At 47.2% G+C, this 24,001-nt stretch carries 19 protein-coding genes and 1 riboswitch; of the genes, 2 read left to right on the forward strand and 17 right to left on the reverse strand.

All coding sequences use genetic code 11. The annotated features are described in order from the left end of the window. Window positions 1–12 precede the first annotated feature (12 nt). From B2U90_RS07695 to B2U90_RS07715, 5 genes are all read right to left on the reverse strand, one after another. Window positions 13–2,934: an insulinase family protein gene (locus B2U90_RS07695; protein WP_292017521.1), complete on the reverse strand. Its 2,922-nt coding sequence runs from the start codon at window positions 2,932–2,934 to the stop codon at window positions 13–15. A gap of 14 nt (window positions 2,935–2,948) precedes the next feature. Next, window positions 2,949–3,602 (reverse strand): HAD hydrolase-like protein, encoded by a 654-nt coding sequence (locus tag B2U90_RS07700; protein WP_059076903.1) that lies wholly within the window; start codon window positions 3,600–3,602, stop codon window positions 2,949–2,951. A gap of 172 nt (window positions 3,603–3,774) precedes the next feature. Further along, complete coding sequence (locus B2U90_RS07705; protein ID WP_059076902.1) at window positions 3,775–4,899, reverse strand: DUF362 domain-containing protein; 1,125 nt, start codon at window positions 4,897–4,899, stop codon at window positions 3,775–3,777. Between the two features lie 163 nt (window positions 4,900–5,062). Continuing rightward, on the reverse strand, window positions 5,063–6,019 hold the full coding sequence (locus B2U90_RS07710; RefSeq protein WP_059076901.1) for a lactate/malate family dehydrogenase: 957 nt from the start codon (window positions 6,017–6,019) through the stop codon (window positions 5,063–5,065). Window positions 6,020–6,219: 200 nt separating this feature from the next. Further along, the gene (locus B2U90_RS07715; protein WP_292017522.1) at window positions 6,220–6,819 is read right to left on the reverse strand and encodes a hypothetical protein; all 600 of its coding nucleotides are present in this window, start codon (window positions 6,817–6,819) and stop codon (window positions 6,220–6,222) included. A 421-nt stretch (window positions 6,820–7,240) separates the two neighbouring features. On the opposite strand from B2U90_RS07715, the gene brnQ reads away from it, so the two are divergent. Next, on the forward strand, window positions 7,241–8,590 hold the full coding sequence (gene brnQ / locus B2U90_RS07720; protein WP_059076898.1) for a branched-chain amino acid transport system II carrier protein: 1,350 nt from the start codon (window positions 7,241–7,243) through the stop codon (window positions 8,588–8,590). An 85-nt stretch (window positions 8,591–8,675) separates the two neighbouring features. Here the strand turns inward: brnQ and B2U90_RS07725 are convergent, their stop codons facing one another. The 8 genes from B2U90_RS07725 to trmL all read right to left on the reverse strand — a co-directional run bounded on the left by B2U90_RS07725 (window position 8,676) and on the right by trmL (window position 18,570). After that, on the reverse strand, window positions 8,676–9,632 hold the full coding sequence (locus tag B2U90_RS07725) for an AEC family transporter (RefSeq protein WP_059076897.1): 957 nt from the start codon (window positions 9,630–9,632) through the stop codon (window positions 8,676–8,678). 222 nt (window positions 9,633–9,854) lie between these two features. After that, window positions 9,855–10,589 (reverse strand): DNA/RNA non-specific endonuclease, encoded by a 735-nt coding sequence (locus B2U90_RS07730; RefSeq protein WP_113855014.1) that lies wholly within the window; start codon window positions 10,587–10,589, stop codon window positions 9,855–9,857. Next, entirely contained in the window at window positions 10,586–10,993 is a 408-nt protein-coding gene (locus B2U90_RS07735) for a hypothetical protein (RefSeq protein WP_059076895.1), read from the reverse strand. Before B2U90_RS07735 ends, B2U90_RS07730 begins: the two co-directional genes overlap by 4 nt. A gap of 100 nt (window positions 10,994–11,093) precedes the next feature. Continuing rightward, window positions 11,094–14,618, reverse strand: a complete 3,525-nt coding sequence (nifJ, locus tag B2U90_RS07740) for a pyruvate:ferredoxin (flavodoxin) oxidoreductase (RefSeq protein WP_059076979.1) — start codon at window positions 14,616–14,618, stop codon at window positions 11,094–11,096. A 247-nt stretch (window positions 14,619–14,865) separates the two neighbouring features. Beyond that, on the reverse strand, window positions 14,866–16,680 hold the full coding sequence (gene typA, locus B2U90_RS07745; RefSeq protein WP_059076894.1) for a translational GTPase TypA: 1,815 nt from the start codon (window positions 16,678–16,680) through the stop codon (window positions 14,866–14,868). Between the two features lie 110 nt (window positions 16,681–16,790). Beyond that, window positions 16,791–17,705, reverse strand: coding sequence for a UDP-N-acetylmuramate dehydrogenase (gene murB, locus B2U90_RS07750; RefSeq protein ID WP_059076978.1), 915 nt, complete (start codon window positions 17,703–17,705; stop codon window positions 16,791–16,793). A 7-nt stretch (window positions 17,706–17,712) separates the two neighbouring features. Beyond that, window positions 17,713–18,060, reverse strand: a complete 348-nt coding sequence (locus B2U90_RS07755) for a YlbF family regulator (RefSeq protein WP_059076893.1) — start codon at window positions 18,058–18,060, stop codon at window positions 17,713–17,715. Window positions 18,061–18,081: 21 nt separating this feature from the next. Continuing rightward, window positions 18,082–18,570: a tRNA (uridine(34)/cytosine(34)/5-carboxymethylaminomethyluridine(34)-2'-O)-methyltransferase TrmL gene (trmL, locus tag B2U90_RS07760; RefSeq protein ID WP_059076892.1), complete on the reverse strand. Its 489-nt coding sequence runs from the start codon at window positions 18,568–18,570 to the stop codon at window positions 18,082–18,084. A 142-nt stretch (window positions 18,571–18,712) separates the two neighbouring features. Here trmL and B2U90_RS07765 point away from each other — a divergent pair, with 142 nt between their 5' ends. After that, window positions 18,713–19,378 (forward strand): metal-dependent hydrolase, encoded by a 666-nt coding sequence (locus B2U90_RS07765; protein ID WP_059076891.1) that lies wholly within the window; start codon window positions 18,713–18,715, stop codon window positions 19,376–19,378. 56 nt (window positions 19,379–19,434) lie between these two features. Here the strand turns inward: B2U90_RS07765 and B2U90_RS07770 are convergent, their stop codons facing one another. The 4 genes from B2U90_RS07770 to B2U90_RS07785 form a co-directional block, all read right to left on the reverse strand. Continuing rightward, window positions 19,435–20,439 (reverse strand): macro domain-containing protein, encoded by a 1,005-nt coding sequence (locus B2U90_RS07770; protein ID WP_292017523.1) that lies wholly within the window; start codon window positions 20,437–20,439, stop codon window positions 19,435–19,437. Window positions 20,440–20,526: 87 nt separating this feature from the next. Then, the gene (locus tag B2U90_RS07775; protein WP_395754070.1) at window positions 20,527–21,108 is read right to left on the reverse strand and encodes a cyclodeaminase/cyclohydrolase family protein; all 582 of its coding nucleotides are present in this window, start codon (window positions 21,106–21,108) and stop codon (window positions 20,527–20,529) included. Window positions 21,109–21,246: 138 nt separating this feature from the next. Further along, window positions 21,247–22,926: a formate--tetrahydrofolate ligase gene (locus B2U90_RS07780; RefSeq protein ID WP_059076888.1), complete on the reverse strand. Its 1,680-nt coding sequence runs from the start codon at window positions 22,924–22,926 to the stop codon at window positions 21,247–21,249. Window positions 22,927–22,982: 56 nt separating this feature from the next. Further along, window positions 22,983–23,060: riboswitch (ZMP/ZTP riboswitch) on the reverse strand. Between the two features lie 5 nt (window positions 23,061–23,065). Continuing rightward, the gene (locus B2U90_RS07785; RefSeq protein ID WP_059076887.1) at window positions 23,066–23,908 is read right to left on the reverse strand and encodes a hypothetical protein; all 843 of its coding nucleotides are present in this window, start codon (window positions 23,906–23,908) and stop codon (window positions 23,066–23,068) included. Window positions 23,909–24,001 lie beyond the last annotated feature (93 nt).

Here is a 24,001-nt window from a genome sequence, read left to right on the forward strand (position 1 = left end):
ACTATTCACATCCTAATCCGGCAAGGAAATGAGGTTGTCAAACAAAGCAGCTGCATCCTTTATTTTACCTTCTCCCCCCATCACGCAAAGGCAATTATCATTCATGACCGCCCGCACTAATGGTGCCAGAGCCCGGATATCTGCAGCCGTCGTCTGTAAGAGCTGATCCCGGCGCTGCTGAACCAGGGCCTGTGTCATATGGGAGAAATAGCGGTTCATCGCCTTATCTCCCCTTAGCGAAGGTGTCAGTGGAATATCAATGCGGCTCAATGTACCAATGACATACTTTGTCATTTCCCGGTCTGTAACGTCGAATTGTTCCAGATAATCTGCCAGATCATCGTACGCTCTGACGCTGCTTTCCAGATTGGGGTCGCGATACGAGCAGAACACCATGTCGCCATTGCCGTAAAAACGGGTAAACGCCCCGTACGCTCCTCCCTGGACACGAATCTTCGTCCAGAGATATCCATATTGCAAAATCGTATCCAGAACCATCATAGAACCGGTGTACACAAAGCCATGGCTGCGGAAATTCCCACCTTTTGCTACGTACTGAACCTTGCCACTGGTCATGATGCCTTCGTTTTTACGTTGACCGCCCAGACGGCAAAGGTCTGTGCGTTTTTCTCCCTGGGGCAATTGTTGCGCCCAGTCCGGCAAAAGTCCTATGACCTGCTGGTAATCTTCTGTATCACTCGTTATTTCCAGCGTCATAGCCGCCCGGGTGAATACCTTCTTCATGACATGCTGCAGCTTCATGATTGTATCATCCGTTTTCGTCCTGATTCCGGCAGCAATCCGGCTGATAAATTCATAGTACGAAAATTCGCCGGCATCGCAGAATCCTTCTACCGGTGATACATAAGACAGAACGCGGTGCATGACCAGCGTATGCCCCCGGCGGAATGCATCCATATCCCAGCCCGCTTTGGTTTCCTCGACCAGTTCAATGAGACGTTCTGTATTGGTAAAAAGTGTTTCTGTCGTAATTTCCCGCATCAGACGGATCAGTTCCGGCATATTCTGACGGAGTGCCTTAGCCGTTACCTTAAAGACAGGCATGTACTGCCCATTATCTTCACAATCAGAAAAAGCAGATACGGCGCAATCGATACCTCCAGTATACAAATCAATGAGGGAAGCCAGTTCTCCATATGTATGATCTTTCGTATCCATGTCTCCTAAAAGATCACTGAGGAGATATACATAGGAAATCTCTTCCGGGGTAAAACCATGGAGGTCAAAATACGCATTGACATAGGTGATACCGTTTGTATGATCCGGTACATGGCACACCGTAATCCCACTTTCAGAAGACGTTTGCATTTCTATTTCTTCCGCTTTATGTTCCAGATCATCCCGGGAAAGAGTGGGGATAGTCAACAAAGCTTCGGGGGAATCGGGTGCAGCCTGTCTCTTTTTCAAGGCCTTGGATGCTTCAACAATCTGCTGTATGTCTTCAGCAGATAAAGTCTTTTTATACGCTGCCAGTCTGTCAGCCACAGCCTGATCATGTTTTTCTGTCAGACCGGGTTCCGGGACCAGTGTAACAAGAGCATAATACGGGTTATCCAGTATATATTTCTTGATAAGAGATTCATAATATCCGCTGTCAATCCCCCGGCGGAGAGTCTGCAACGCATCTTCATATTGCAGAGAAGCCAGCGGATCTTTATCGTACAGCCAGGTATCCATGCAACGGATACCATAAATCAATCCCTTGGGACGACCGGCAAAATCGGCTTCCCGCAAAGTAAATTCAATGCGGTTCAGGGCACCGGTCAATAAGGTCTTATCCACGCCTTCCTGAATCATCTTTGTCAGGAACTGCCGGACAACCGGTAAAATCTTGGCCTGTTTATCCGGGTCTGAACCATTGATGGAAATTCCCCACAACGGCTGCAGGATACCATCCTGGAAATCACCGGACACATCGCGGCCGACACCGGCATCGACGAGAGCTTTTTTCAGGGGCGCCGCCGGCGATTGCAACAGGACGTACGTCAGCACCTTAAAAGCCAATGCCAGTGTCGTATCCAAAGCATCGTCAATGACATAGGTCAGACTGTGCAGTGTCTTCTGCTGTGTTTTTTCTCCTGAAGCGATGCCATACGGATAGGTACGGACGCAACTGCCCGGGCAGGCTTGTCTTTTGATGGCTGAATCGATATGTGCTGCATGGAATTTACTGAGATATTCAGAATCGATAAAATCCAGTGTGCCGTCAACATCCAAATCCCCATACAGAAAGATATAACTGTTGGAAGGATGATAATAGGCCTTATGGAAAGCCGTAAAAGCCTCTTGCGTCAAATTGGGAATATCGTCAGGATCCCCACCTGATTCTACGCCATACGTTGTATCGGGAAACAGGTTTTCCATGACATGGCGTTCCATAAGTGAATCGGGAGAAGAAAAGACGCCTTTCATTTCATTGTAAACGACGCCGCTGTACGTCAGAGGTGCTTCCGGGCTGTCCATTTCATAGTGCCAGCCTTCCTGCATCAGTACCTGTCCATCTTTCAGCATATTAGGGAAAAACACGGCGTCCAGATATACATCCATCAGGTTATGGAAATCCTTTGCATTCCGGCTTGCTACAGGATACATGGTCTTATCAGGAAATGTCATCGCATTGAGAAATGTATTGAGAGACCCTTTGACCAGTTCTACAAACGGTTCTTTCAATGGAAATTTCCGGGAACCGCACAATGTGGAATGTTCACAAATATGGGGTACACCTGTACTGTCAGAAGGCGTCGTGCGAAAAGAAATGGAGAACACCTTATTGTCGTCTTCATTCTGGATATACAGGACGCGGGCCCCGGATTGGACGTGGGTCATTTCATAGGCCTGGCTATCCAGTTCTTTAACATAAACGGACCGGTCTATGTGAAATCCATGCAGCGTGTCTTTTACTTTCAATGTCATAAAAAAGCCTCCTCTTACGACTGTGTATGAAGAATAATATCGCCTAATGCTTCCACATCAGGGGCAAAATAATCAGGCGGATAGGCTTCCTGTTCTGCCTTGCTTCCATATCCGAACCCGACGAGGATGACAGGCAGCTTCGTTTCTCTGGCACCGATGACATCATATTTCCTGTCGCCTACCATGACAGCCTTGCCTTCTGCCTGTGGTCCGATTGTATCGAGAACCTGCTGGATGACATCAGCTTTTGTTTCGTTGCCTCCAAGAGTACTGCCGGCGACGAGTTCCACCCGCTGGCTGATCCCGAATTTCTCACATATGGCCCGGGCATGTACAGTCGGTTTGGACGTAGCAACATACGATTTGATGCCCGCTTCCTTTAATTGATCCAGAAGAGCCAGGATTCCCGGGAACGGATGGTTTTCAAAACGCCCTTTGGTACCGTACCGTTCCTGGAATGTATCATACAGACGCCGCGCTTTTTCTTCGGAAAAGCCATAAACCTGGGTAAACGTCGTCATCATCGGCGGGCCGACGACAATGTGCTGGTCCAGCCGTCCTTCCGTTGATTCCCCAAGCTTCAGCAGTGCATATTCTACAGACTTGATGATTCCTTCTTTCGAATCAGTCAGAGTCCCGTCTAAATCAAATAGTACATGTTTGAACATGTTTCTCCTCCTGCTATATGGTATTACTTTTACATATCTTATATATAATATCATATTTGAGAATGGTTATCCAGTATAAGGAGTATGAAAAAGAGAGTTGCCGCCAAATGAGCGCACTGCTCATGCAGGGACAACCCTCTCTTTAAGTTTGCGATATTATTTCACGATAGTTTTATTTTACGACAACTAATTCATACTGGCGCGTGCCGAGACCGATTTCTTCTGCATGTACCAGCGTTTCATCCCAATTGACACGGGGATTGCTGTCAAGGAAGTGGTCGTGATGATGATGCCAGTCTGGTTTTGCCAGATTATCCGCCAACTGGCTGTTGGGCAGAGGCTGTTGTTTCTGGCAGGCATCGACGCAAGCCTGATCCAGTGCTACCGGATCAAAGGAAGCAAACATGCCGATGTCCGGAAGGATAGGAGCATCGTTTTCAGCATGACAGTCGCAGTTCGGTGAAATATCCATGACAAGATTGATATGGAAGCAGGGCCGGTCCTGGCAGACGGCCTGGGCATATTCAGCCATTTTGCGGTCTAATTTATCATTGGCATCCCATTGTACCGTCTGGATAGCGTCAAAAGCACAAGCACCGATGCAACGGCCACAGCCTTTACAAAGTTCTTCATTGATATGAGCTACGTCATTTTCGTATGTAATGGCGTCGGATCCGCATTCTTTAGCACAGCGATGGCAGTTGCGGCAATTTTCCTCGATGACTTCCGGTTTGCCTGACGAATGTTGTTCCATTTTTCCTGCCCGGCTGCCACAGCCCATGCCGATATTTTTTATAGCACCGCCAAACCCGGTTGATTCGTGACCTTTGAAATGAGCCAGGCTGATAAAGACATCGGCATCCATGACGGCCCGACCGATTTTGGCATTCTGTACGTATTGCCCATTTTTTACAGGGACTTCTACTTCATCGGTACCGCGCAGCCCATCCGCGATAATGATCTGACAGCCCGTAGTCACCGTATTATAGCCGTTGAGATTGGCGCAGTCCATATGTTCCAGGGCGTGTTTACGGCTGCCCGGGTAGAGCGTATTACAGTCCGTAAGAAATGGCTTCCCTCCCATTTCTTTTACCAGATCTGCTACAGCCTTGACATACTGGGGACGGATAGATGCCAGACACCCCAGTTCACCAAAATGCATCTTGATAGCAACGAATTTTCCATCCATATCAATGTTGCCAATGCCGGCACGGCGGCAGAGTTTCTGCAGTTTCATCAGATTATTCGTACCTACTTTACAGCGGAAATCTGTAAAATATACTTTTGCTTTTTCCATATTGCCCTCCTGTCATACAATACACACCATAACTATATTACAACATCATTATCATATCACATGGAGCCCGCTCAAAGTCAAGTAAAACAAAGCCGGCTGCCTGTCATCATAAAAGAGACAGGACAGCCGGCTGATTATATTACCATTTTATCTATTGAATGGTTTATTTCTTCCAGAACTGTTCCGCTTTGGCAATGTTGCCACGGATAGCATCGCAGCAGCGCTTGAATTCTGCTTTTTCATCATCAGTCAGCGTGTATTCCATGACCTGTTCTACCCCATTGGCACCGACGACAGCAGGAATACCGCAATAAATACCTGTTTCACCATATTCGCCGTCGAGATAAGCACTGACAGGCATAATCTTCTTTTCATCATGCAAAATGGAACGGACAACGGTAGCCCCTGTAGCAGCTACACCATATTCCGTGCATTTTTTCCCTTTAAAGGTAGTCCAGGCACCGTTGATGACGCGTTTCGTCATTTCTTCATGATCAAAGTCAAAGCGAGGATCGCCTTTCAATTCGGAAAGCGGTTTGCCATGGAAAGAAATGAGAGACCAGGGAACCATCTGAGCATTGCCATGTTCGCCCATCATGAATGCCGTGAACGAATGGTGTTCCAAATTCGTCTGCTGAGAAATGGCACTGATGAGCCGGGACGAATCAAGGCCGGTCCCTGTACCAAATACGCGGTTGCGTGGCAGACCGCTCAGTTTCTGTACCAGGTCGGTAATGACATCGCAGGGATTGGTAATATTGACAAAAATGCCGTCAAATCCGCCAGCCATGATTTTATCGACAAAGCTGGCTACTTCCCTGACAGAATTTTCCATTTCGCTGTCACGGTTCAACGTTGCCAGTAATTCAATTTTACCAACGGCATTAACAATGACATCGCAGTCTGCCAAACCGGCATAATCTACAACTTTATATACGACGCGGTGAGGCATAAAATACGCAGCATCCATCAGGTCATTGCATTCACTGGCTACTTTATCAGCGTTTTTATCACATAGCTTGACTTCATCAGCAACCCCCATCATTCCCAGATTATACGCAACATGAGCGCCAACGTGGCCTAATCCAACTACACCAACAATTCTTTTTTTGATACTCATGATAAATTCCTCTTTTCTCGCAGAAAATTATGTTACAGAGTTCACAAATCTCTATACGTATATGATAGGCCTGTCCTTTTGATTTGTAAATGAGTAATCATTTGTAATTCAAAATAAGAATGAATTTTAATACATACAAAACGCAAGTTAATCGTATAATCTCGAATATTTATCTCTCTAAATGCATCTTATACCAATGCTTATGATTTTTTGTCATGCTTTTTGTTTTCTGTTTCGTCTATCGGTGTCACATCGATCGTATAGGAATACCTGTTATTTTTATCACGCATCGCTGCTTCATATCCCCGGCGGTACGAGGCATCTGCCGAATGATCTTTCCCGCGAATCTTATGCCATAACCAGCGCACGGCTGCAATCAATGCCATGAACAGGAGAAGATTCATGAACAGCCCCAGAATAGTTGATAAGATTCCCATACTGCCCCATCCTAAAAGGCCGGCCAGCATACTCCCCAGGAACATACCTCCTGCCAGGAATCCTATGTTACGGAGCGTATTCCCCCATCGTGAAGTCTGTGATGCGGCCGTGCCTGCTCCGTTACCAGCTGTTTTAGCCTGCTGTCGGGTATTGGTAGTGCCAGTTTCTGATTTAGGAGCCTGCCTTGTCGTATTTCCCGTATTACTTGCCGGCTTCGTCATCGCCGGTGCCGTACGAGGTGCTGACTTGACAGAAATCCCACCTTTAGCAGCCCAGACTACATCTGAATGGGTAAAAACAGGTGCGGCGGTCAGACAAAATACACTGATGGCAATAGAAATAGCAACATTTTTTATTTTCATATACAGAAACTCCCTTTCATGAGAATATATGGTTTCGTCATGGAATTTATAAATAGAACTTATATATATTATATCATAGGCAGTCAAAGCATTGACAAATCGCCGGTTTACTCATCAAATTTTAATTTTTTATATTTTCGTTATTAATATTTTTAATTTTACGTCGTTGATTTTTTTCTTTTTTATGATATACTTAGGTCATAAAAGGTAAATTTTATGGTTCTATTAAAATTTACAGTAGCGGAGAATAAGAAATGTACCAGTTATTATTTTACATCTGCTAAAAAATGTGAGCTCATAAAGCGCAGGTATAGTTTGGGCCTATATTTGTGTGCAACCATTTTTAATCAGTACAGCTGGACGGGATTTCAGTTACAGGAAGCGCATCTTTATTCTCCGCATCCGATGGGAGGTATGATGTATGAGTAAGGGTAGTAATCAAAGTTCCAGAGTCATTGCTATTGGTCTTATGTTGTTTGCATTATTCTTTGGTGCCGGCAACCTGATTTTCCCGTCATCGATGGGACAAAATGCCGGCTATAACGTCTGGTGGTCCGTTCTGGGCTTCATCATCAGCGGGGTAGGACTTCCGCTGGCCGGTGTACTTGCCATGGGATATTCGGGCTGTGAAGACCTGCGCCAGCTGGCAAGCCGCGTAGGGCTTAAATACGGTCTCGTATTTTCCGTCGTAGTATATCTGACCATCGGTCCCTGGTTCTGTATTCCCCGTACAGGCAGCGTATCCTATGAAATCGCTGTACGGCCTTTCCTGAATAGTGGCGGTTCTGATATGGAAATGACAGCCTTCCTGGTACTATTCTTCATTATTTCCTATTGGCTGTCTGCCAACCCGTCCAAACTGGTCGATCGCATCGGCAAAATCCTGACACCATGTCTGCTGGTAACAATCGTCATGTTGATTTTAAAATCCTATCTCACCCCGATGGGTGTCCCTCAGGCTCCAACTGCTCATTACGCTACAGCCAGCATGGCTGCCGTTCAGGGTTTCATCGACGGATACGGCACTATGGATGCCATGGGCTCCTTCGTATTCGCTATTTTAGTCATTAAATTCGTCAAAGAAAACGGCGCTGATACACCGCAGAAGGTGACACGGGATGTTTTTAAAGCCGGTCTTCTGGCAGCAGCCTGCCTGGGATTCGTCTATGTATTCATTGCTGACCTCGGTGCAACGAGTGTGCAGGCACTGGGAATCCTGGAAACCGGTGCTCCCGTCCTTGCCAACAGTGCCCTGATACTTTTTGGCAATGCCGGTGCAATCCTCTTGGCGGTCATCGTCCTCTTAGCCTGCTTATCCACCAGTATCGGCCTTCTCACATCGTGTGCTACCTTCTTCAATGAAATTTATGACCGCATCAGTTATACAGCCTATCTGCGGGGCTTTACCATTGTCTCTTTCCTGATTGGCACATTTGGTCTGCTGACGATTATCAAGACAGCCATTCCGGTCCTGATGTTCCTCTACCCGCTTACGGTGGCAACGATATTCCTCACGTTCATGCACAATGTGTTTAATGGAAACCGCATCGTCTACATTTCTACCATAGGGTTCACTTGTTTCTCCGCCCTTATCAGCGGATTAGAAACAGCCGGTGTTCCCCTTGGATCGCTATCTGAGTTGATGAACACCTATGTTCCCTTCCAGGCTATCGGTCTCGGCTGGATCATCTTTGCCCTCACCGGATTCGTCGTCGGCCTGATTGCAGCTGCAATTCTAAAGAAGCCGGAAACGTTACCCGATGAAGCTTGAAATGTTCTGATAAAAAGTTAAAAACAAGAGAGGAGCCTCTAATGAAAATCACAGTTTTCACGAGAGGCTCCTCTCTTGTTTTGTCTTACACGCCCAGTGCATACACGATGACCGGTATGACTGCTGCAAACAATACCGTACTGGCCGTCACAATGCCTGTCGCGTACCGTACGTCACCATGGGCTTCATTGGCAAGAATCGGCAGTACCGCCATGATAGGCAGGGAAGACTGGACGATGTAGGTATCAAATTCCAATGCCGGCATAGGGCCTAACAGGTCCTGGCCAGCGATAAGCACGACCGCCATGACGGCCGGTGCCAGAATCAGACGGCCTGTAAACCCGGCAATGGTATCTCTGTCAAAGGAAATATTGCCCACCCCGGCCTTAGCCAGGGCCAGTCCAATGTACAACAGGGATAAGGGGGTAACTAGGCTGCCGATATAACCAGCTGCCGTCATCACCGGGGCCGGAACGGATATATCTGCCAGCAAAAAGAGAAAGGCAATCAGACAACTGGTAAGAGGCGGCGGACAAAGCTTTTTCAGATTAAAATGCCGTCTTTCTGTGCCCGCCGCATCGGATGGATCGTCTGCCACGAGAAATGCCCCAATTGTCCAGCAGGACGTATTGCAAAACAGAAAATATGCCAGAAAATACGGCATGGCTTCTTCACCGAATAAGGCCATATTGAGAGGCCAGCCGATAAATAAAGTATTCGTATTCGCTACAGCCGCAACAAAACTGCCATGACGGCCAGCCGGAACATGCGTCATGCGGGCCCAGATCCAGCCCAGGACATACCAGGCGATCACTCCGACAGCGACCAGTGTAAACCCTTCTGACAATTGGCGCACCATACTGAGGGACATGTATTTCATCATAGATACGAAAACAGCAGCCGGCAATGCAATATTCATGATGATTTTTGAAATATCATTGCCAAAGGAATCGGACAAATACTGTTTCTTCTCCAGCACATATCCCGTCAGAATAATGAGTAATATAGGAATAATACTTTCTATCGATGCTGTAAAGGCCATACGAGTCTCGTCCTCCCGGAAAATTGATGAAATCACATTAGCTATTATAGTATATTTATGATGTTTGTCCAGAAAAAATCAGTATCTTAGCATACTAATATATCAATCATCTATGTTGCCTTACGTATACCCTGTCTGGCCGCATACAACAAAACAGACAAATATGATTTCATAATAAAGAGCTGCCCCATCAGGGATATCCTGGTGTGACAGCTCCGCATTTCATTGTTTCTTACTATTGCCAGTTTTATAATCGATGGTAATCCCTGGCTGGTTATTATAGACAAAGACATTGAACTTGATGCCAGCCCCCTTGTCTTCTACCGACCATGCCTCCATCTGTACCCCGCGGGCAACGAGATCATTGCCGGAAAAAATGGGAGTTACCCGGTACAAAACGTGATGATTCGTTTCTTTAATGTAATCGGCTACCATATTTTCAAAAGGAAGCATACCTTCGACGTTGAGATACCGCGTACCTGTGATCAGATTTTTAGGATTGGCATTTTCTGCTGTCAACTGATATCCAATAAGGTGACAGCGGTTGTACAGATATTTCCCATCGACATTATCATACTTGGCCAGATGCCATCCGCTTGGTTTGACACTGCCTATGGCACCCCTTTTTTTGGTAGGCATAAGATCTTTTCCTATATTGGCATAGGCCGGACCGCAACGTCCCAGTGAATCAAGCTCACTGTACCTTTCAAAAGATTTCTTCGTCTTGTCTTTGTCAGGAAAATCAGGAACATTATTATGGATGACAACATACGGCTTCCCTGAAAATGCCGGAATGTTAGAAAGATCAAACGATTCTTCCTTATTTCCCTTAACTTGTACAGTCTGATTCTGTACCTTCTTTTCATGCGACGATGTCTTCTGTGACTGTCCGCAAGCCGTAAGAATAAGGCAAAAGGCAAGCAGCAGCACCATCAGTATCTTGGTCAGATGTCTCATTTTGCATATACCTCTTCTGTAATAGTATCATGGGAAAATCCCGAAAAGTCATGACTTTCCTGCAACCTCCAGGGACTTTCCAGGGTAATATCAAAATACATGTCAGACGGATAGGCCCTGTTCCAGCGGAAAAGAATGATTTTTTCGATACGATCTGCATAGGGAAGGACTGCCTTATCTTCAACAAAGCAGAAATCGCCCTGGCCAGCCTGATTCAAAAAATCGTCGTCAACGTGGATCCGGTCCGCCGCTTCTGTGAACATGGACGCAGAATACGCATCCATCCAGATGCCTTTTGTACCGGCAATTTCCAGCATCCTCTGTCGCAATTTCCGGTCCTGGCTCTGACGGCGCTGATTGAAACAAAGCCCGCCATGATCGTCTACTACTGTCATGATAATCATGAACTCACCTCCTGATACGTACCATTATATCATAGAGTGTCCGCTAATAGAAAAAGGATCCAGGCCGCAGCCTGAATCCTTTTTTCTATTAGCAGGAATATTATTCTCTGCCTGCCATCTTGGCATAGTATTTGTAACGATCTTTAAGATCCTGTACTTCTTTCTTATACAGTGCATCAGCACGTTCAGGGAAGTTGATCTTAAGTCTTCTGTAACGGTTTTCGCCGTTGAGGTAATCCATAACTTTATCCGTATCCGGTTCCGGAGAATCAAGCTGGAACGGGTTCTTGCCCTGTGCAGCCAGACGCGGATCGAAACGATAGAGATGCCAGTAACCGCATTCGACAGCTTTCTTCATTTCCAGCTGTGTCGTACCCATACCGGCGCGGATGCCGTGTTCCAGGCACGGGCAGTAGCAGATGACGATGGACGGGCCATCATACGATTCAGCTTCGCGGATAGCGCGGAGAGTCTGAGCCTGGCTGTAACCCATAGCAACCTGGGCAACATATACATAGCCATAGGTCATGGCAATGGCACCGAGGTCCTTCTTCTTAATGACTTTACCGCCTGCAGCGAATTTAGCTACAGCAGAAGTCTGTGTAGATTTAGAAGACTGACCGCCTGTGTTGGAGTAAACTTCCGTATCTACGACGAGGATATTGACATCACGGTTCTGGGCAATTACCTGGTCTACGCCGCCGAAGCCGATATCATAAGCCCAGCCGTCACCACCAATAGCCCATACGGACTTCTTGGAAACGAATTCGCGGTTCTGAAGGACGAATTTAACTTCTTCCGTCTGTTCTGCTTTTTCCAGAGCATCGAGAAGAGCATCCGATACTTCACGGGATTTCTTGCCATCTTTGTAGTTGGCAAGGTATGCATCGATTTCCGCTACGCATACGCCCTGTTCTTTGAGGCTGTTCAGGCGGATAATGATTTCCTTCTGAATGGCGTCCTGAGCGTGGAAGTAGCCATATGCAAATTCAGCATTGTCTTCGAACAAGGACTGTTCCCAGCAGGGCCCGAAGCCGCGTTCGTCCTTGCAGTACGGAGTCATCGGCAGAGATCCGCCATAAGCAGAGGAGCAGCCGGAAGCATTGGCAATGTACATGCGGGAACCGAAGAGCTGTGTAACCATCTTGATGTACGTCGTTTCAGCACAGCCAGCGCAGGCCGGGGAGAATTCGAAGTACGGTTTGGCAAACTGGGCAGCTTTGACGTTTGCATCGCTGATAACATCTTTCTTAAGATATTTTTCTTTCATTGCATATTCATTGAAGTTATCCTGCTGATCGATTTCGTCCTGCATCGGAACCATCGTAAGAGCGCCTTTTTCTTTCATCGGGCAGACCGTCGTGCAAACGCCGCAGCCGAGGCAGTCATACGGAGAAATCTGCATGCGGTAGCTGTAGTTTTCCAGGCCTTTGCCTTTAGCCTGGACCGTTACAAAGTTAGCCGGAGCATCAGCTTTTTCGGCATCCGTTACGAGGACCGGACGGATAGCAGCATGCGGGCAGGCCATGGAGCAGCTGTTGCACTGTGCGCAGACTTCAGCATTCCAGTGAGGAACATTGATAGCAACGCCACGTTTCAGATAAGCCGTCGTGCCGTTCTGCCATGTGCCATCGAATACACCGTATTTCTTGAAGATAGAAACAGGGAGTTCATCGCCATGCTGACGGTCAACGGGAATAACGAGATCGCGGACGAAGTCAGGCATATCTTTCTGCGGTTCCGGAGCATCTACTGCATCAGCCCAGGAAGCCGGGATTTCAACTTTTGTAAGGCCGGAAATGCCCATATCGACAGCTTTGTTGTTCTTATCTACGATTTCCTGACCGCCCTTCTTGAAGTAGGAATTATAATTCCCTCTCTTCATGGCAGCGACAGCTTCGTCGATAGGAATAACGTTCGTAAGTTTAAAGAAAGCAGCCTGGAGAATGGAGTTTACACGGTCGCCGAGGCCGATTTCGCCAGCCAGTTTCGTAGCATCAATGATGTAGAACTGGGCATGTTTGTTATAGAGGTCTTTCTTCATCTGAGCCGGAAGTTCTTTGTCCAGTTCTTCGACACTCCACGGGCAGTTGAGGAGATATACGCCGCCATCTTTCAAATCTGTTGTCGTATCGTATTTCTTGACATATGTAGGAGCATGACAGCCGACGAAGTCAGCAGCGCCTACGAGATATGTTGCATGGATCGGTTTGTCACCGAAGCGGAGGTGGGACTGTGTCAGACCACCAGTCTTCATGGAGTCATAGGCAAAGTATGCCTGTGCGTATTTATCAGCATCGAGACCGATAATAGTGATGGCGTTCTTGTTGGCACCAACGGTACCATCGCCGCCACGACCCCAGATTTTTGCAGAAATCTGGCCAGGATAATCGATGTGGAATTTTTCCGTCGGCAGTGATGTAAACGTAACGTCATCGACAATACCGATAGTGAAGTTGTTCTTCGGCGTATCCTGTTCGAGGTTTTTGTATACAGCAGCAATCTGGCCAGGTGTCGTATCTTTGGAGGACAGACCATAGCGGCCGCCTACGACGGTGATATCTGTACGGCCGGACTGGATAAGTGCCGTCTGAACATCGAGATACAGCGGTTCGCCAACGCTGCCAGATTCTTTGGTGCGGTCCATAACAGCGATTTTCTTAACCGTTGCAGGGATAGCATCGACAAAATGTTTAACAGAGAACGGACGATAGAGATGAACCTGGATCATGCCGACCTTTTTGCCATGGGCATTGAGGTAATCGACAGTATCGCGGACGGTTTCAGCAGCAGAACACATGATGACAATCAATTCTTCTGCATCTTCAGCACCATAGTAGTTGAAGAGTTTGTAATCACGGCCGGTCAATTTGTTGATTTCGTCCATGTAGTGCTGAACGACATCAGGAATAGTTGCGACTTTTTCGTTAGCGCCTTCTTTTGTCTGGAAGAAGATATCCGGATTAACAGTCGTGCCACGGGTGTACGGATGTTCCGGGTTCAGGCTGTTCTTACGGAAAGCTGCCAGCTGTTTATAATCAACGAGTTTTGCAAGATCATCATAATCAAGGGCTTCGATACGCTGCATTTCGTGGGATGTACGGAATCCGTCGAATACATGCATGAAAGCATAGCGGCCACCAATAGCAGACAGATGGGCTACACAGCCGAGATCCATAGCTTCCTGCGGGGAGGAAGACATAATCATGCCGAAGCCAGTCGTACGACATGCCATAACGTCAGAATGATCGCCGAAAATGGAAAGTGCATGAGCGCTGATGGTACGGGCTGCAATGTGGAATACGCCCGGCAGGAATTCACCGCCAATTTTGAACATGGGGGGAATCATGAGGAGCAGGCCCTGGGCAGCCGTATAGGTGGTGGTCAGCGCACCAGCCTGCAGGGAGCCATGGCATGTGCCAGCAGCACCAGCTTCAGACTGCATCTGGATAACATCAACGGTATTACCGAAGATATTCTTCTTTCCTTTTGCAGCCCATTCGTCAACCTTTTCTGCCATAACAGAAGAAGGTGTGATCGGGAAGATAGCAGCAACTTCTGTAAATGCATAGGAAGCATATGCAGCAGCCGTGTTACCATCCATTACTACATAGTTTTTTTTCATAATCACTTTCGTCCCTTTCTTTGGTTATTGAGATAGTAAAATAACATCACAAGCAAGGTTCTACGTACGGATTTTCACAATCCGTACTACTAACTGTGTATACGCATATACGTGCTGATTCGTATTTGCATATGCATTACCCATAATGTACCACAAATTTGAATGGATTTCCAGTGCTTTTATAAAGAAAATGGCACAGGCTCTTTCCAAATTCGAAAAGGACTGTGCCATCCATGCTTTTTTGTAATTACTGTTGTGATTTACGCATAGCTTTCTTTCTATCGTGCTTATCAAGAATAGCCTTGCGGATACGGATATTATGCGGTGTTACTTCTACCAGTTCATCTTCATTGATCCATTCCAGAGATTTTTCCAATCCCATCTGACGAGGCGGAATAAGGCGCAATGCTTCATCAGAAGCAGAGGAACGGGTATTGGTCAGGTGTTTCTTCTTGCAGGGATTGACATCAATGTCTACATCGCGGTTGCTTTCCCCGATGACCTGCCCCAGATAGATTTCTTCACCGGGATTGATGAACATGACGCCACGATCCTGAAGGTTAAAAATGCCATAGCCAGTCGTCGTGCCCGATTCAAAAGCAACCAGACTTCCCCGTGTACGACCGGGAATATCACCTTTCCAGGGAGCATAGCCATGGAAAACATGATACATGATACCGTTGCCTTTAGTAGCCGTCAGGAATTCACTGCGGAAACCAATCAGTCCGCGGGCAGGAATGATGAATTCAAGGCGGGTATATCCCTTCAAATCCACCATATTGACCATTTCAGCCTTGCGGGTTCCCAGTTTTTCCATTACCGTTCCCATAAATTCCTGTGGTACATCAATGGTCAGGGCTTCCAGAGGTTCACACTTCTTGCCGTTGATTTCTTTTGTAATGACGCTCGGTTTACCTACTTGAAGTTCATATCCTTCACGGCGCATTTCTTCGATAAGAACGGCAATGTGCAGTTCGCCACGGCCGGAAACCTTGAATGCATCGGCACTATCCGTTTCTTCCACACGAAGCGACACATTAGTCTGTACTTCCCGGAAGAGGCGGTCCCGCAAATGACGGCTCGTTACAAATTCACCATCCTGGCCGGCAAACGGACTGTCATTGACATAGAATATCATAGATAATGTCGGTTCATCGATATTGATTTTCGGCAATGCTTCAGGATTTTCCGGATCAGCAACAGTTTCCCCGATTTTAAGATCAGGAATGCCGATAATGCAGGCAATATCACCCATGGACGCTTCGTCTGTTTCAACCCGCTTCAGGCCTTCATAGGTATATACGCGGCCGATTTTAGCCTTGCGCTGGCTTTCACCGTCTGTGATGACAACCTGCTGATTGGGGTGCATGCGGCCCCGGACAATACGGCCGACGGCAATCTTGCCTACGTAATCATCGTAGTCCAGGGTAGTAACCATGAACTGAAGCGGGCCATCGGCATCGCCCTTCGGGCACGGGCAGTTTTCAATAATACACTTAAAGAGCGGTTCCAGGTTGTCACTGTCATCATCCATAGAATTTTTAGCAATGCCGTCACGGCCATTGGCATAGATAACAGGGAAATCAAGCTGATCATCGTCGGCTTCCAATTCCATGAACAATTCCAGTACTTCGTCTTCTACTTCAGAAACACGGGCATCGGGTTTATCAATTTTATTAATGACGACGATAGGTTTCAGCTTTTGTTCCAATGCTTTGCGCAGTACATATTTCGTCTGCGGCATCGGGCCTTCAAATGCATCAACCAGAAGCAATACGCCGTCAACCATGTTGAGGACACGTTCTACTTCGCCACCAAAATCAGCATGCCCCGGAGTATCGACTATGTTGATTTTTACGCCATCGTGCATGACAGAAGTATTTTTGGATAAAATCGTGATACCGCGTTCACGTTCGATATCACCAGAGTCCATGACCCGTTCAGCCACTTTTTCATTCGAACGGAAAACATGGCTCTGTTTGAGCATAGCATCGACCAAAGTCGTTTTACCATGGTCAACATGAGCAATAATAGCAATATTACGTATATCCTTACGTTCCATCTGCGTCCTCTCCTATTTGTAGCAATATAAAATAGTTTAATTTTCTGTAACTGTGTTAGTATATCACAAAACAGCCGGATTGACTATATCAATCCGGCTGTTTTTTTTATCTAGTTCTGCTCTTCTCCTAAAATACGTACTTCTGGTTCTAAATGTACGCCATGGGCTGCTTCTACTCTCTTTTGCACTTCATGGATTACGGCCAGCACATCTCTGGCTGTAGCATGGCCGGTATTAACAACAAAACCGGCATGTTTTGTCGATACCTGGGCATCACCACAAGATAATCCTTTGAGGCCAGTCTGATCTATCAGCGTGCCAGCATAATAACCAGGCGGCCGCTTGAATGTACTGCCTGCACTATGCATTTCGAGCGGCTGTTTGCTGCGCCGCCGTTCCATGAGATCATCCATCTGTTCCTGGATTTTCGTTTGATCTCCCCGTGAAAGCTGCAGCTCTACTTCTACGACAAATTCCTGCAAGCGCTGAAAAATGCTCTTTCTGTACCCAAATTCGAAATCAGCCGTCTTGTAGGTATGTACACTGCCATTGCGGTTAACCGTACGTACGCGGGAAACAATATGGCTCATTTCACCGCCATAAGCACCGGCATTCATAAATACGGCCCCGCCCAGCGTCCCCGGTATGCCGCAGGCAAATTCCATCCCCGTCAGACTATTCTGCTGGGCAAACTGGCAGACATCCTTCAGCATAAATCCGGAACTGGCCAGAATCTTCGTATCATGGCAGGAAAGATACTTGTTCATTTCATTTAATTGAATGACGACGCCGCGGATGCCACCGTCCAGAACGAGTACATTAGACCCTCCGCCAATGACCGTAACAGGAAGCTCCAGCTGCCTGGCCAGACGGATTGTCTGCGACATTTCTTTCACCGTATGGGGAAGGACCAGTACATCCGCCGGGCCTCCGATAGCAAATGTCGTATGCAGGCCCATCGGCTCGTCTAAAAGAACCTGCTGCTGCGGTATGAGTTGAGTTAATTGCGAAACCATGCTCGCCATTGCATATTTATTTATCAAGAATACTCAGTCCTTCTGCCATTGCCTGTTGAATAGTGCCAAGAATCTGACCGCCAATCTGATTCCATTTCATGTATTTTTCCAGATATTCTACCGCCAGAGGCCGGCTCGCCACGATTTCCTGCAATTTCTGCAATTGTTCTATTTTTTTTCGTACCGGCTTGTCACCAGCCGCCTGGGCGTAAGCCAGTTGGGCCTGCAATGTCAGGAAATCCTGGACATGTTTTCTCGTTTTTTCATCTTCAGCCAGCTTCTTTCCGGCTTCCAGTAATGCCTTATAATCTTCATCTTCCTGGATAGCCTGTGCTAATTCATTTGCTTTATCGTATACACTCATGATTTCACTCCCCGTGCAAGATTATTTTAAATTTTTTATGCCAATGCCACTCTTTGCCATGTCTGGAAATCCCAGCTGCCGCAACGCTTCATAAGAAACAATGGCAACAGAATTAGATAAATTCAGGCTCCGTGCCTTATCGACCATGGGAATGCGGAAACACTGCTGCGGATATTGTTTCAGAAGACTTTCCGGCAGCCCCTTTGTTTCCTTGCCAAATACCAAGAGATCGTCCTGGGTAAACCGGATATCGGCATAACACTGTTCCGATTTTGTCGTCAGAAAATAAAAATGGTGTCCCTTGTATTTTTCCTGGACTTCAGCAAAATTTTCATGTACCTGTACATCGACCAGGGGCCAGTAATCGAGGCCGGCCCGTTTCAGATATTTATCCTCAAGCGAAAATCCCAACGGCTTGACCAGGTGCAGTGTAATATGATTGGCAGCACAAAGGCGGGCAATATTACCCGTATTTCCCGGGATCTCCGGTTCTACCATGACTATATGCATTGTTACATCACTCTCCATGGGATATTGTACAAGATTTCCCAGGGAAGCACAAGAGACTTTCCCTTTTCTGTTATTTTCTATATAATAGAAAATAATGGCACTCTTGCCATATACCATGTACATACAGAAAGGGATGGAGCCTATGAAATGCATGTATTACGGTCATTCGGCCTTTTCACTCTCTTCAGGAAATACGACAATCCTCTTTGATCCTTTTATCGCAGATAATCCCTGGACAACAGTTAAACCTTCGTCTATCACCTGTCAGTATATCTTTATCTCTCATGCCCATGGCGATCACTACGGTGATGCCGAAGAAATAGCCAAAGTAAACGACGCCCTGGTCATCAGTACGGCCGAAGTAGCCGGTAAAGCCCGTATGGCCGGTTGTAATGCCCATGCCATGCACATCGGTGGCAAAGCGGATTTTCCCTTCGGCTCGATACGTCTTACACCAGCCCTGCATGGCGCTGGAATAGCCGGTGGCCTGGCCTGTGGCTGCCTGTTGGAATTTGCTGGCAAACGCATCTATTATGCCGGCGACACCGGTCTGTATTCGGACATGAAGCTTCATAGCCGTTTCGGTCCCATTGATGCAGCCTTCCTGCCCATTGGAGATAATTTTACCATGGGAATGGAAGACGCGGCCTTAGCCGCTTCATGGATACAGCCTAAAATGGTGATTCCCATCCATTATGGAACCTGGCCTGTCGTAAACGCCGATCCGGAAGTCTATAAAAAAATGACAGAAGAAACCTATTCGATTCCCGTTCACATTATTCCTCCCGGAACAGAATTTACATTGTAATCAGATAAATCAACGCCCGCCTGCATACCCTGGGATATACAGGCGGGCGTTCATATTTATAATTCTGGTTCACCAAAGTAAAATAATGCTTTATCAATCGTATAGATGTCATATTCACCATGGTCCAGGAAATATCGTACAATGACATCTCTTTTTTTGCTTCCTGACAGCGAATATCCCGCTTTATGCAGCAGTTCTTCCGTTTCCGTTACGGAAAGTCTCAGTCCTACTGCCAGAGCCAGGACCGTTTTTTTCTTGGGCAGATATTCCTCATGACTCCTGATTTTAGAAAACAGTCTCCGGTCCATATTTGCCCGCTTATATACCTCGATATCACTGTACCCCTTCTCATCGATAAGGCGTAATACCATATGAGAAAATGTTTCATCCAGATTTTGAAGTATCTGATTCAGTGAGTGTCTGTCCTTTTTCCCCGGCCGGGCGAAGGTGTCCATTTCATAGTCCTGGGACATACGGACATCCGATTCCCGATGACAAATACATATTTCGTCCGGCTCCTGCTCTTTTTCTTCCCCCAGAAACTGGTTCAGATACTGTTTTAATTCATCAGCCAGATAGTGGTTAAGCTGAATAGCCGGACGTTCGAGAACGACGAGATAAACTTCCATTTCATGATTCTGTAAAAAAGCCCGTATAGATTGACAGGCAGTCTCCGAGGCCTCTTCTAAGGGATAACCAAAAATACCTGCCGAAATAAGGGGAAAGGAAATAGACCGGCAACCCGCTTCCCATGCCGTTTCCAGTGCCGTAGTATAACAAGAAGTTAGATAGCCCTTTTCCCAGGCCTTACCTCCCTGCCATACAGGCCCCACTGTATGAATGATATAACGTGCCGGCAGGTTGTAGGCCGACGTTAAAACCGACTGCCCCACAGGGCATGGCGCTTTTTTATGACATTCAGCAGAGAGTTTTTCATATCCGGCAGCACGAAAAATAGCGCCACATACACCGCTGCCCGCCAACAGTGCCGAGTTGGCCGCATTGACGATGGCATCCGTTTTCATTCTGACAATATCATTGTGAACTATCTGAAATGGCATAGGACATCCTCCTTATAGTCTCAGCAACCTTTTTGCATGGGAGTTCCATGCGGGCATAAAAGACAGCAGGGGATCCTCTCTTATGAACTAACGTTTCTGGTATTCTCTTTCCACTGCTTCTTCTATCCTGGCCGCTTTTTTTTCAATATCTTCTATCGCATCCATCATAAAATGGACATAGTCCTCATCGGTAATAGATTTCAGATTGACGCGTACGCTATAAAAGGCTGACCGCATAGCGGCCCGGGCATTCATAGCGGCAATAGCGCCATCGGTAATGACCCAGGCATTGCCATAGCGCACGACTTGTTCGCTCAGCTGGAGAAGAACAAAAATGTCTTTTCCCAGAGCAAAGGGAATAGCTGCTGCATTCTTAAAAGCCTGCTGGACTATGGCAGTGCGTTCCGGTGTATTTTTGGGAAGGCGCACAGCGCGGATGACCCCTTCAAAAGCATGGGCGTCTTCATCTATGCCGTCCTGATACCGGATCCGCAATTCTTCAGCCTGACTGCGTATGTCCCGCATCATCGGCTCTACCTTTTCATACCCTTTTTTACCTATGGTAAGATTCGCTACCATTTCAACCAGTGCTGCCGCCGAAGCGGCTGTAAGGGCCGCAATGCCACCGCCGCCCGGTACTGGATCCTTGGAAGCCGTAGCCGCCAGCATTTCATCTATGGGCAGGGCACATAATTTTTTCTTATCCACTATCGTATCCTCACTTATTATGTATGTTAATTCATCATGCTAGTCTGCATACAGTAAAAGACGGCTGTAAAGCCGCCTTTTATATGCTAGCCATAACGACTAGAACAGACCTGTAATGACGCCGTTTTCATCGATATCCATACGGTTGGCAGCCGGTACTTTCGGTAAGCCTGGCATGACCATGATATTACTCGTCTGGCAGACAATGAACCCGGCACCGGTGCAGACGCGGACGTCTTTGACGGTAATCTTGAAATGTTCCGGCGCTCCCAGTAATGCGGGATTATCCGAAAGGGAATACTGTGTCTTGGCCACGCAGACCGGCATTTTATCAAGGCCAAGTTTTTCCAGTTCGGCAATTTGTTTCGGCGCTTTGCCTTCCAGGATGACGCCGTCGCCGCCGTAGATTTCTTTCGTCAGGATTTCCAATTTATGAAGAATCGTGTCATTGACATCGTACAACGGTTTATACGGTGTTTTGGGCTGCTGCAGGAGCTGCAGGACTTTCCGTCCCAAGTCCAGTCCCCCTTTGCCGCCTTCGGCCCAGCAGTTGTTCAGAGCCACATCGACACCATAATCCTGACAAAGGCGGGTAAGCAATGCTATTTCGGCATCCGTGTCTGTCAGGAAGCGGTTTATGCCTACTACGACGGGGATATCATATTTGCGCATATTTTCGATATGTTTCTTCAGATTAGCAAAGCCTTTTTCCAGTGCTTCCAGATTTTCCGGCTGGAGATTTTTCTTATCTACTCCGCCGTGCATCTTAAGCGCCCGAATGGTGGCGACGATGACGACGGCATCTGGTTTGATTCCGGCAAAGCGGCATTTGATATCCATGAACTTTTCCGCACCCAGGTCAGCACCGAATCCGGCTTCCGTCACCGTTATTTCTCCCATTTTGAGAGCCAGCTTGGTAGCTACGACAGAATTACATCCGTGGGCAATATTGGCAAAAGGTCCGCCGTGTACAAGAGCCGGCGTGTTTTCCGTCGTCTGTACAATGTTCGGTTTGATAGCATCTTTCATGAGAATGGCCATCGCCCCTTCTACCCCGAGTTGACGGGCACGGACCGGATTGCCATCGAGGTCATAAGCGACGATAATATCCCCCATCCGTTTCTTCAAATCCATCAGATCACTAGCCAGGCAGAGAATTGCCATGATTTCCGATGCTACGGTAATCATGAAATGGTCTTCTCTGGGGAACCCGTTGACCTTGCCGCCGAGTCCTACGACTATATCACGCAGTGCCCGGTCATTCATATCCATGACCCGTTTCCATACAATACGGCGCACATCGATGCGGAGAGCATTTCCCTGATGCACGTGATTGTCGATTGCCGCAGCCAGCAGGTTATTGGCAGCTGTAATCGCATGCATATCACCCGTAAAATGAAGATTGATATCTTCCATAGGAAGAACCTGGGAATAACCGCCGCCAGCCGCTCCTCCTTTTATACCAAAGACAGGACCCAGAGAAGGTTCCCGCAATGCCGTCATCGTCTTATGTCCCAGCTGGTTCAGAGCCTGGGCCAGGCCTATCGTCGTAAGCGTTTTCCCTTCTCCAGCAGGAGTCGGTGTAATAGCCGTTACCAGCACGAGTTTTCCATCTTCATTTTTTGACAGCCGTTTAATGGCATCAAAGGAAATTTTCGCTTTATACTTACCATATAATTCCAGGTCATCTTCTGTAAGACCAACCTTTTCTGCAATTTTTACAATGGGTTCCAGGTGAGTCTGCTGTGCAATTTCAATATCGCTTAATACCTTTGCCATAATAAAGATCAGCTCCTGTTCTCTTTGTGCACTGATAAAAATAGCCGGCCATCCGGACTATTTGCCCAGACGGTCGGCTTCTTCAAATCATGCTCCATGTGGTTAGTCCACTTCCGTCAGTCACATGACTACGCAATTATTATACCGTGCCTGGTATCTCCTTGTCAACGCAAACACATTGTTCCATTTCAATCCGCACGGGGCCGCCTATGCGGATGTGTCTGACAGACTGGTCAGCATATGACGCTTCAATGGTAATACTTCCACCAGGCTGGCGTATCTCACAGGCAATATTATGGCCGCACAGACGGGCCAGTGCCGCCGCCGTGGCCGCCGACCCGGAACCACAACTTTTTTCCCAATATAGCGTATCCGTACCAGTGACATATACAGCCGGTATCATCGTCAGCGTTTTGCGATCTACCAGATCCATGCCGAATGCTTCATAATGACGGGTGCTGGCGTACTGATACACCGCCCGCCATAAAGTATTCTTATCGACTAATTTAATAGAAGGAGTAAAATGAACGAAATGCATAATTCCTGGCAGCTCAACACAGTAAAACCGGTACGTCGAATTACCGTCTGCCAGGCTGATGACATCCATTTTTTTAGGCAGGGGAACTTCAATACTGGCATCATATAGTTCCCCTTCGTCGCGAACTACCACTGCTTTTAATATCTTATTGCATCCGGAACAGGAAACGCGGTACTCACCATAATCCTGGCCGGACCGGGAGAGTAAATAGGCAGCAGCTGATCGCGAAGCGTTGCCACAAAACTCGTCTCCCATCATGTCCAGACGTATATCGGCATCGTTATCGGGCCAGGTCAGAAAACCTACTTGCTCTGCGCCGACATACTCAGGCTGCAGCAGTCTGGCTGCTAACGAAGCGTGTTCCTGTTTAGGAATCGCGTCCAATACGAGAATCGTCGTATTGCCACTAGGATCGGCTTTCACATAATGGATTTTCTCTGTCATGTTTACACCTCAATGATGATCCATTCTCTATGCGATGACTGGATACGGGAATAATTCATATACTGCTTATTATAACACATTGCGACTGCATGA

Origin of the sequence: Megasphaera sp. UBA4233, assembly GCF_002395615.1 — a bacterium.
Lineage (GTDB): Bacteria > Bacillota > Negativicutes > Veillonellales > Megasphaeraceae > Megasphaera > Megasphaera hexanoica.

Coding starts and splice junctions, on each gene's coding strand:
- B2U90_RS07705 (WP_059076902.1), bottom strand. CDS start 4,899: ATGGAAAAAGCAAAAGTATATTTTACAGATTTCCGCTGTAAAGTAGGT.
- B2U90_RS07765 (WP_059076891.1), top strand. CDS start 18,713: ATGAAATGCATGTATTACGGTCATTCGGCCTTTTCACTCTCTTCAGGA.
- B2U90_RS07775 (WP_395754070.1), bottom strand. CDS start 21,108: ATGCTGGCGGCTACGGCTTCCAAGGATCCAGTACCGGGCGGCGGTGGC.
- B2U90_RS07710 (WP_059076901.1), bottom strand. CDS start 6,019: ATGAGTATCAAAAAAAGAATTGTTGGTGTAGTTGGATTAGGCCACGTT.
- B2U90_RS07755 (WP_059076893.1), bottom strand. CDS start 18,060: ATGAGTGTATACGATAAAGCAAATGAATTAGCACAGGCTATCCAGGAA.
- typA (WP_059076894.1), bottom strand. CDS start 16,680: ATGGAACGTAAGGATATACGTAATATTGCTATTATTGCTCATGTTGAC.
- brnQ (WP_059076898.1), top strand. CDS start 7,241: ATGAGTAAGGGTAGTAATCAAAGTTCCAGAGTCATTGCTATTGGTCTT.
- murB (WP_059076978.1), bottom strand. CDS start 17,705: ATGGCGAGCATGGTTTCGCAATTAACTCAACTCATACCGCAGCAGCAG.
- B2U90_RS07725 (WP_059076897.1), bottom strand. CDS start 9,632: ATGGCCTTTACAGCATCGATAGAAAGTATTATTCCTATATTACTCATT.
- B2U90_RS07700 (WP_059076903.1), bottom strand. CDS start 3,602: ATGTTCAAACATGTACTATTTGATTTAGACGGGACTCTGACTGATTCG.
- nifJ (WP_059076979.1), bottom strand. CDS start 14,618: ATGAAAAAAAACTATGTAGTAATGGATGGTAACACGGCTGCTGCATAT.
- trmL (WP_059076892.1), bottom strand. CDS start 18,570: ATGCATATAGTCATGGTAGAACCGGAGATCCCGGGAAATACGGGTAAT.
- B2U90_RS07735 (WP_059076895.1), bottom strand. CDS start 10,993: ATGATTATCATGACAGTAGTAGACGATCATGGCGGGCTTTGTTTCAAT.
- B2U90_RS07785 (WP_059076887.1), bottom strand. CDS start 23,908: ATGACAGAGAAAATCCATTATGTGAAAGCCGATCCTAGTGGCAATACG.
- B2U90_RS07770 (WP_292017523.1), bottom strand. CDS start 20,439: ATGCCATTTCAGATAGTTCACAATGATATTGTCAGAATGAAAACGGAT.
- B2U90_RS07715 (WP_292017522.1), bottom strand. CDS start 6,819: ATGAAAATAAAAAATGTTGCTATTTCTATTGCCATCAGTGTATTTTGT.
- B2U90_RS07730 (WP_113855014.1), bottom strand. CDS start 10,589: ATGAGACATCTGACCAAGATACTGATGGTGCTGCTGCTTGCCTTTTGC.
- B2U90_RS07780 (WP_059076888.1), bottom strand. CDS start 22,926: ATGGCAAAGGTATTAAGCGATATTGAAATTGCACAGCAGACTCACCTG.
- B2U90_RS07695 (WP_292017521.1), bottom strand. CDS start 2,934: ATGACATTGAAAGTAAAAGACACGCTGCATGGATTTCACATAGACCGG.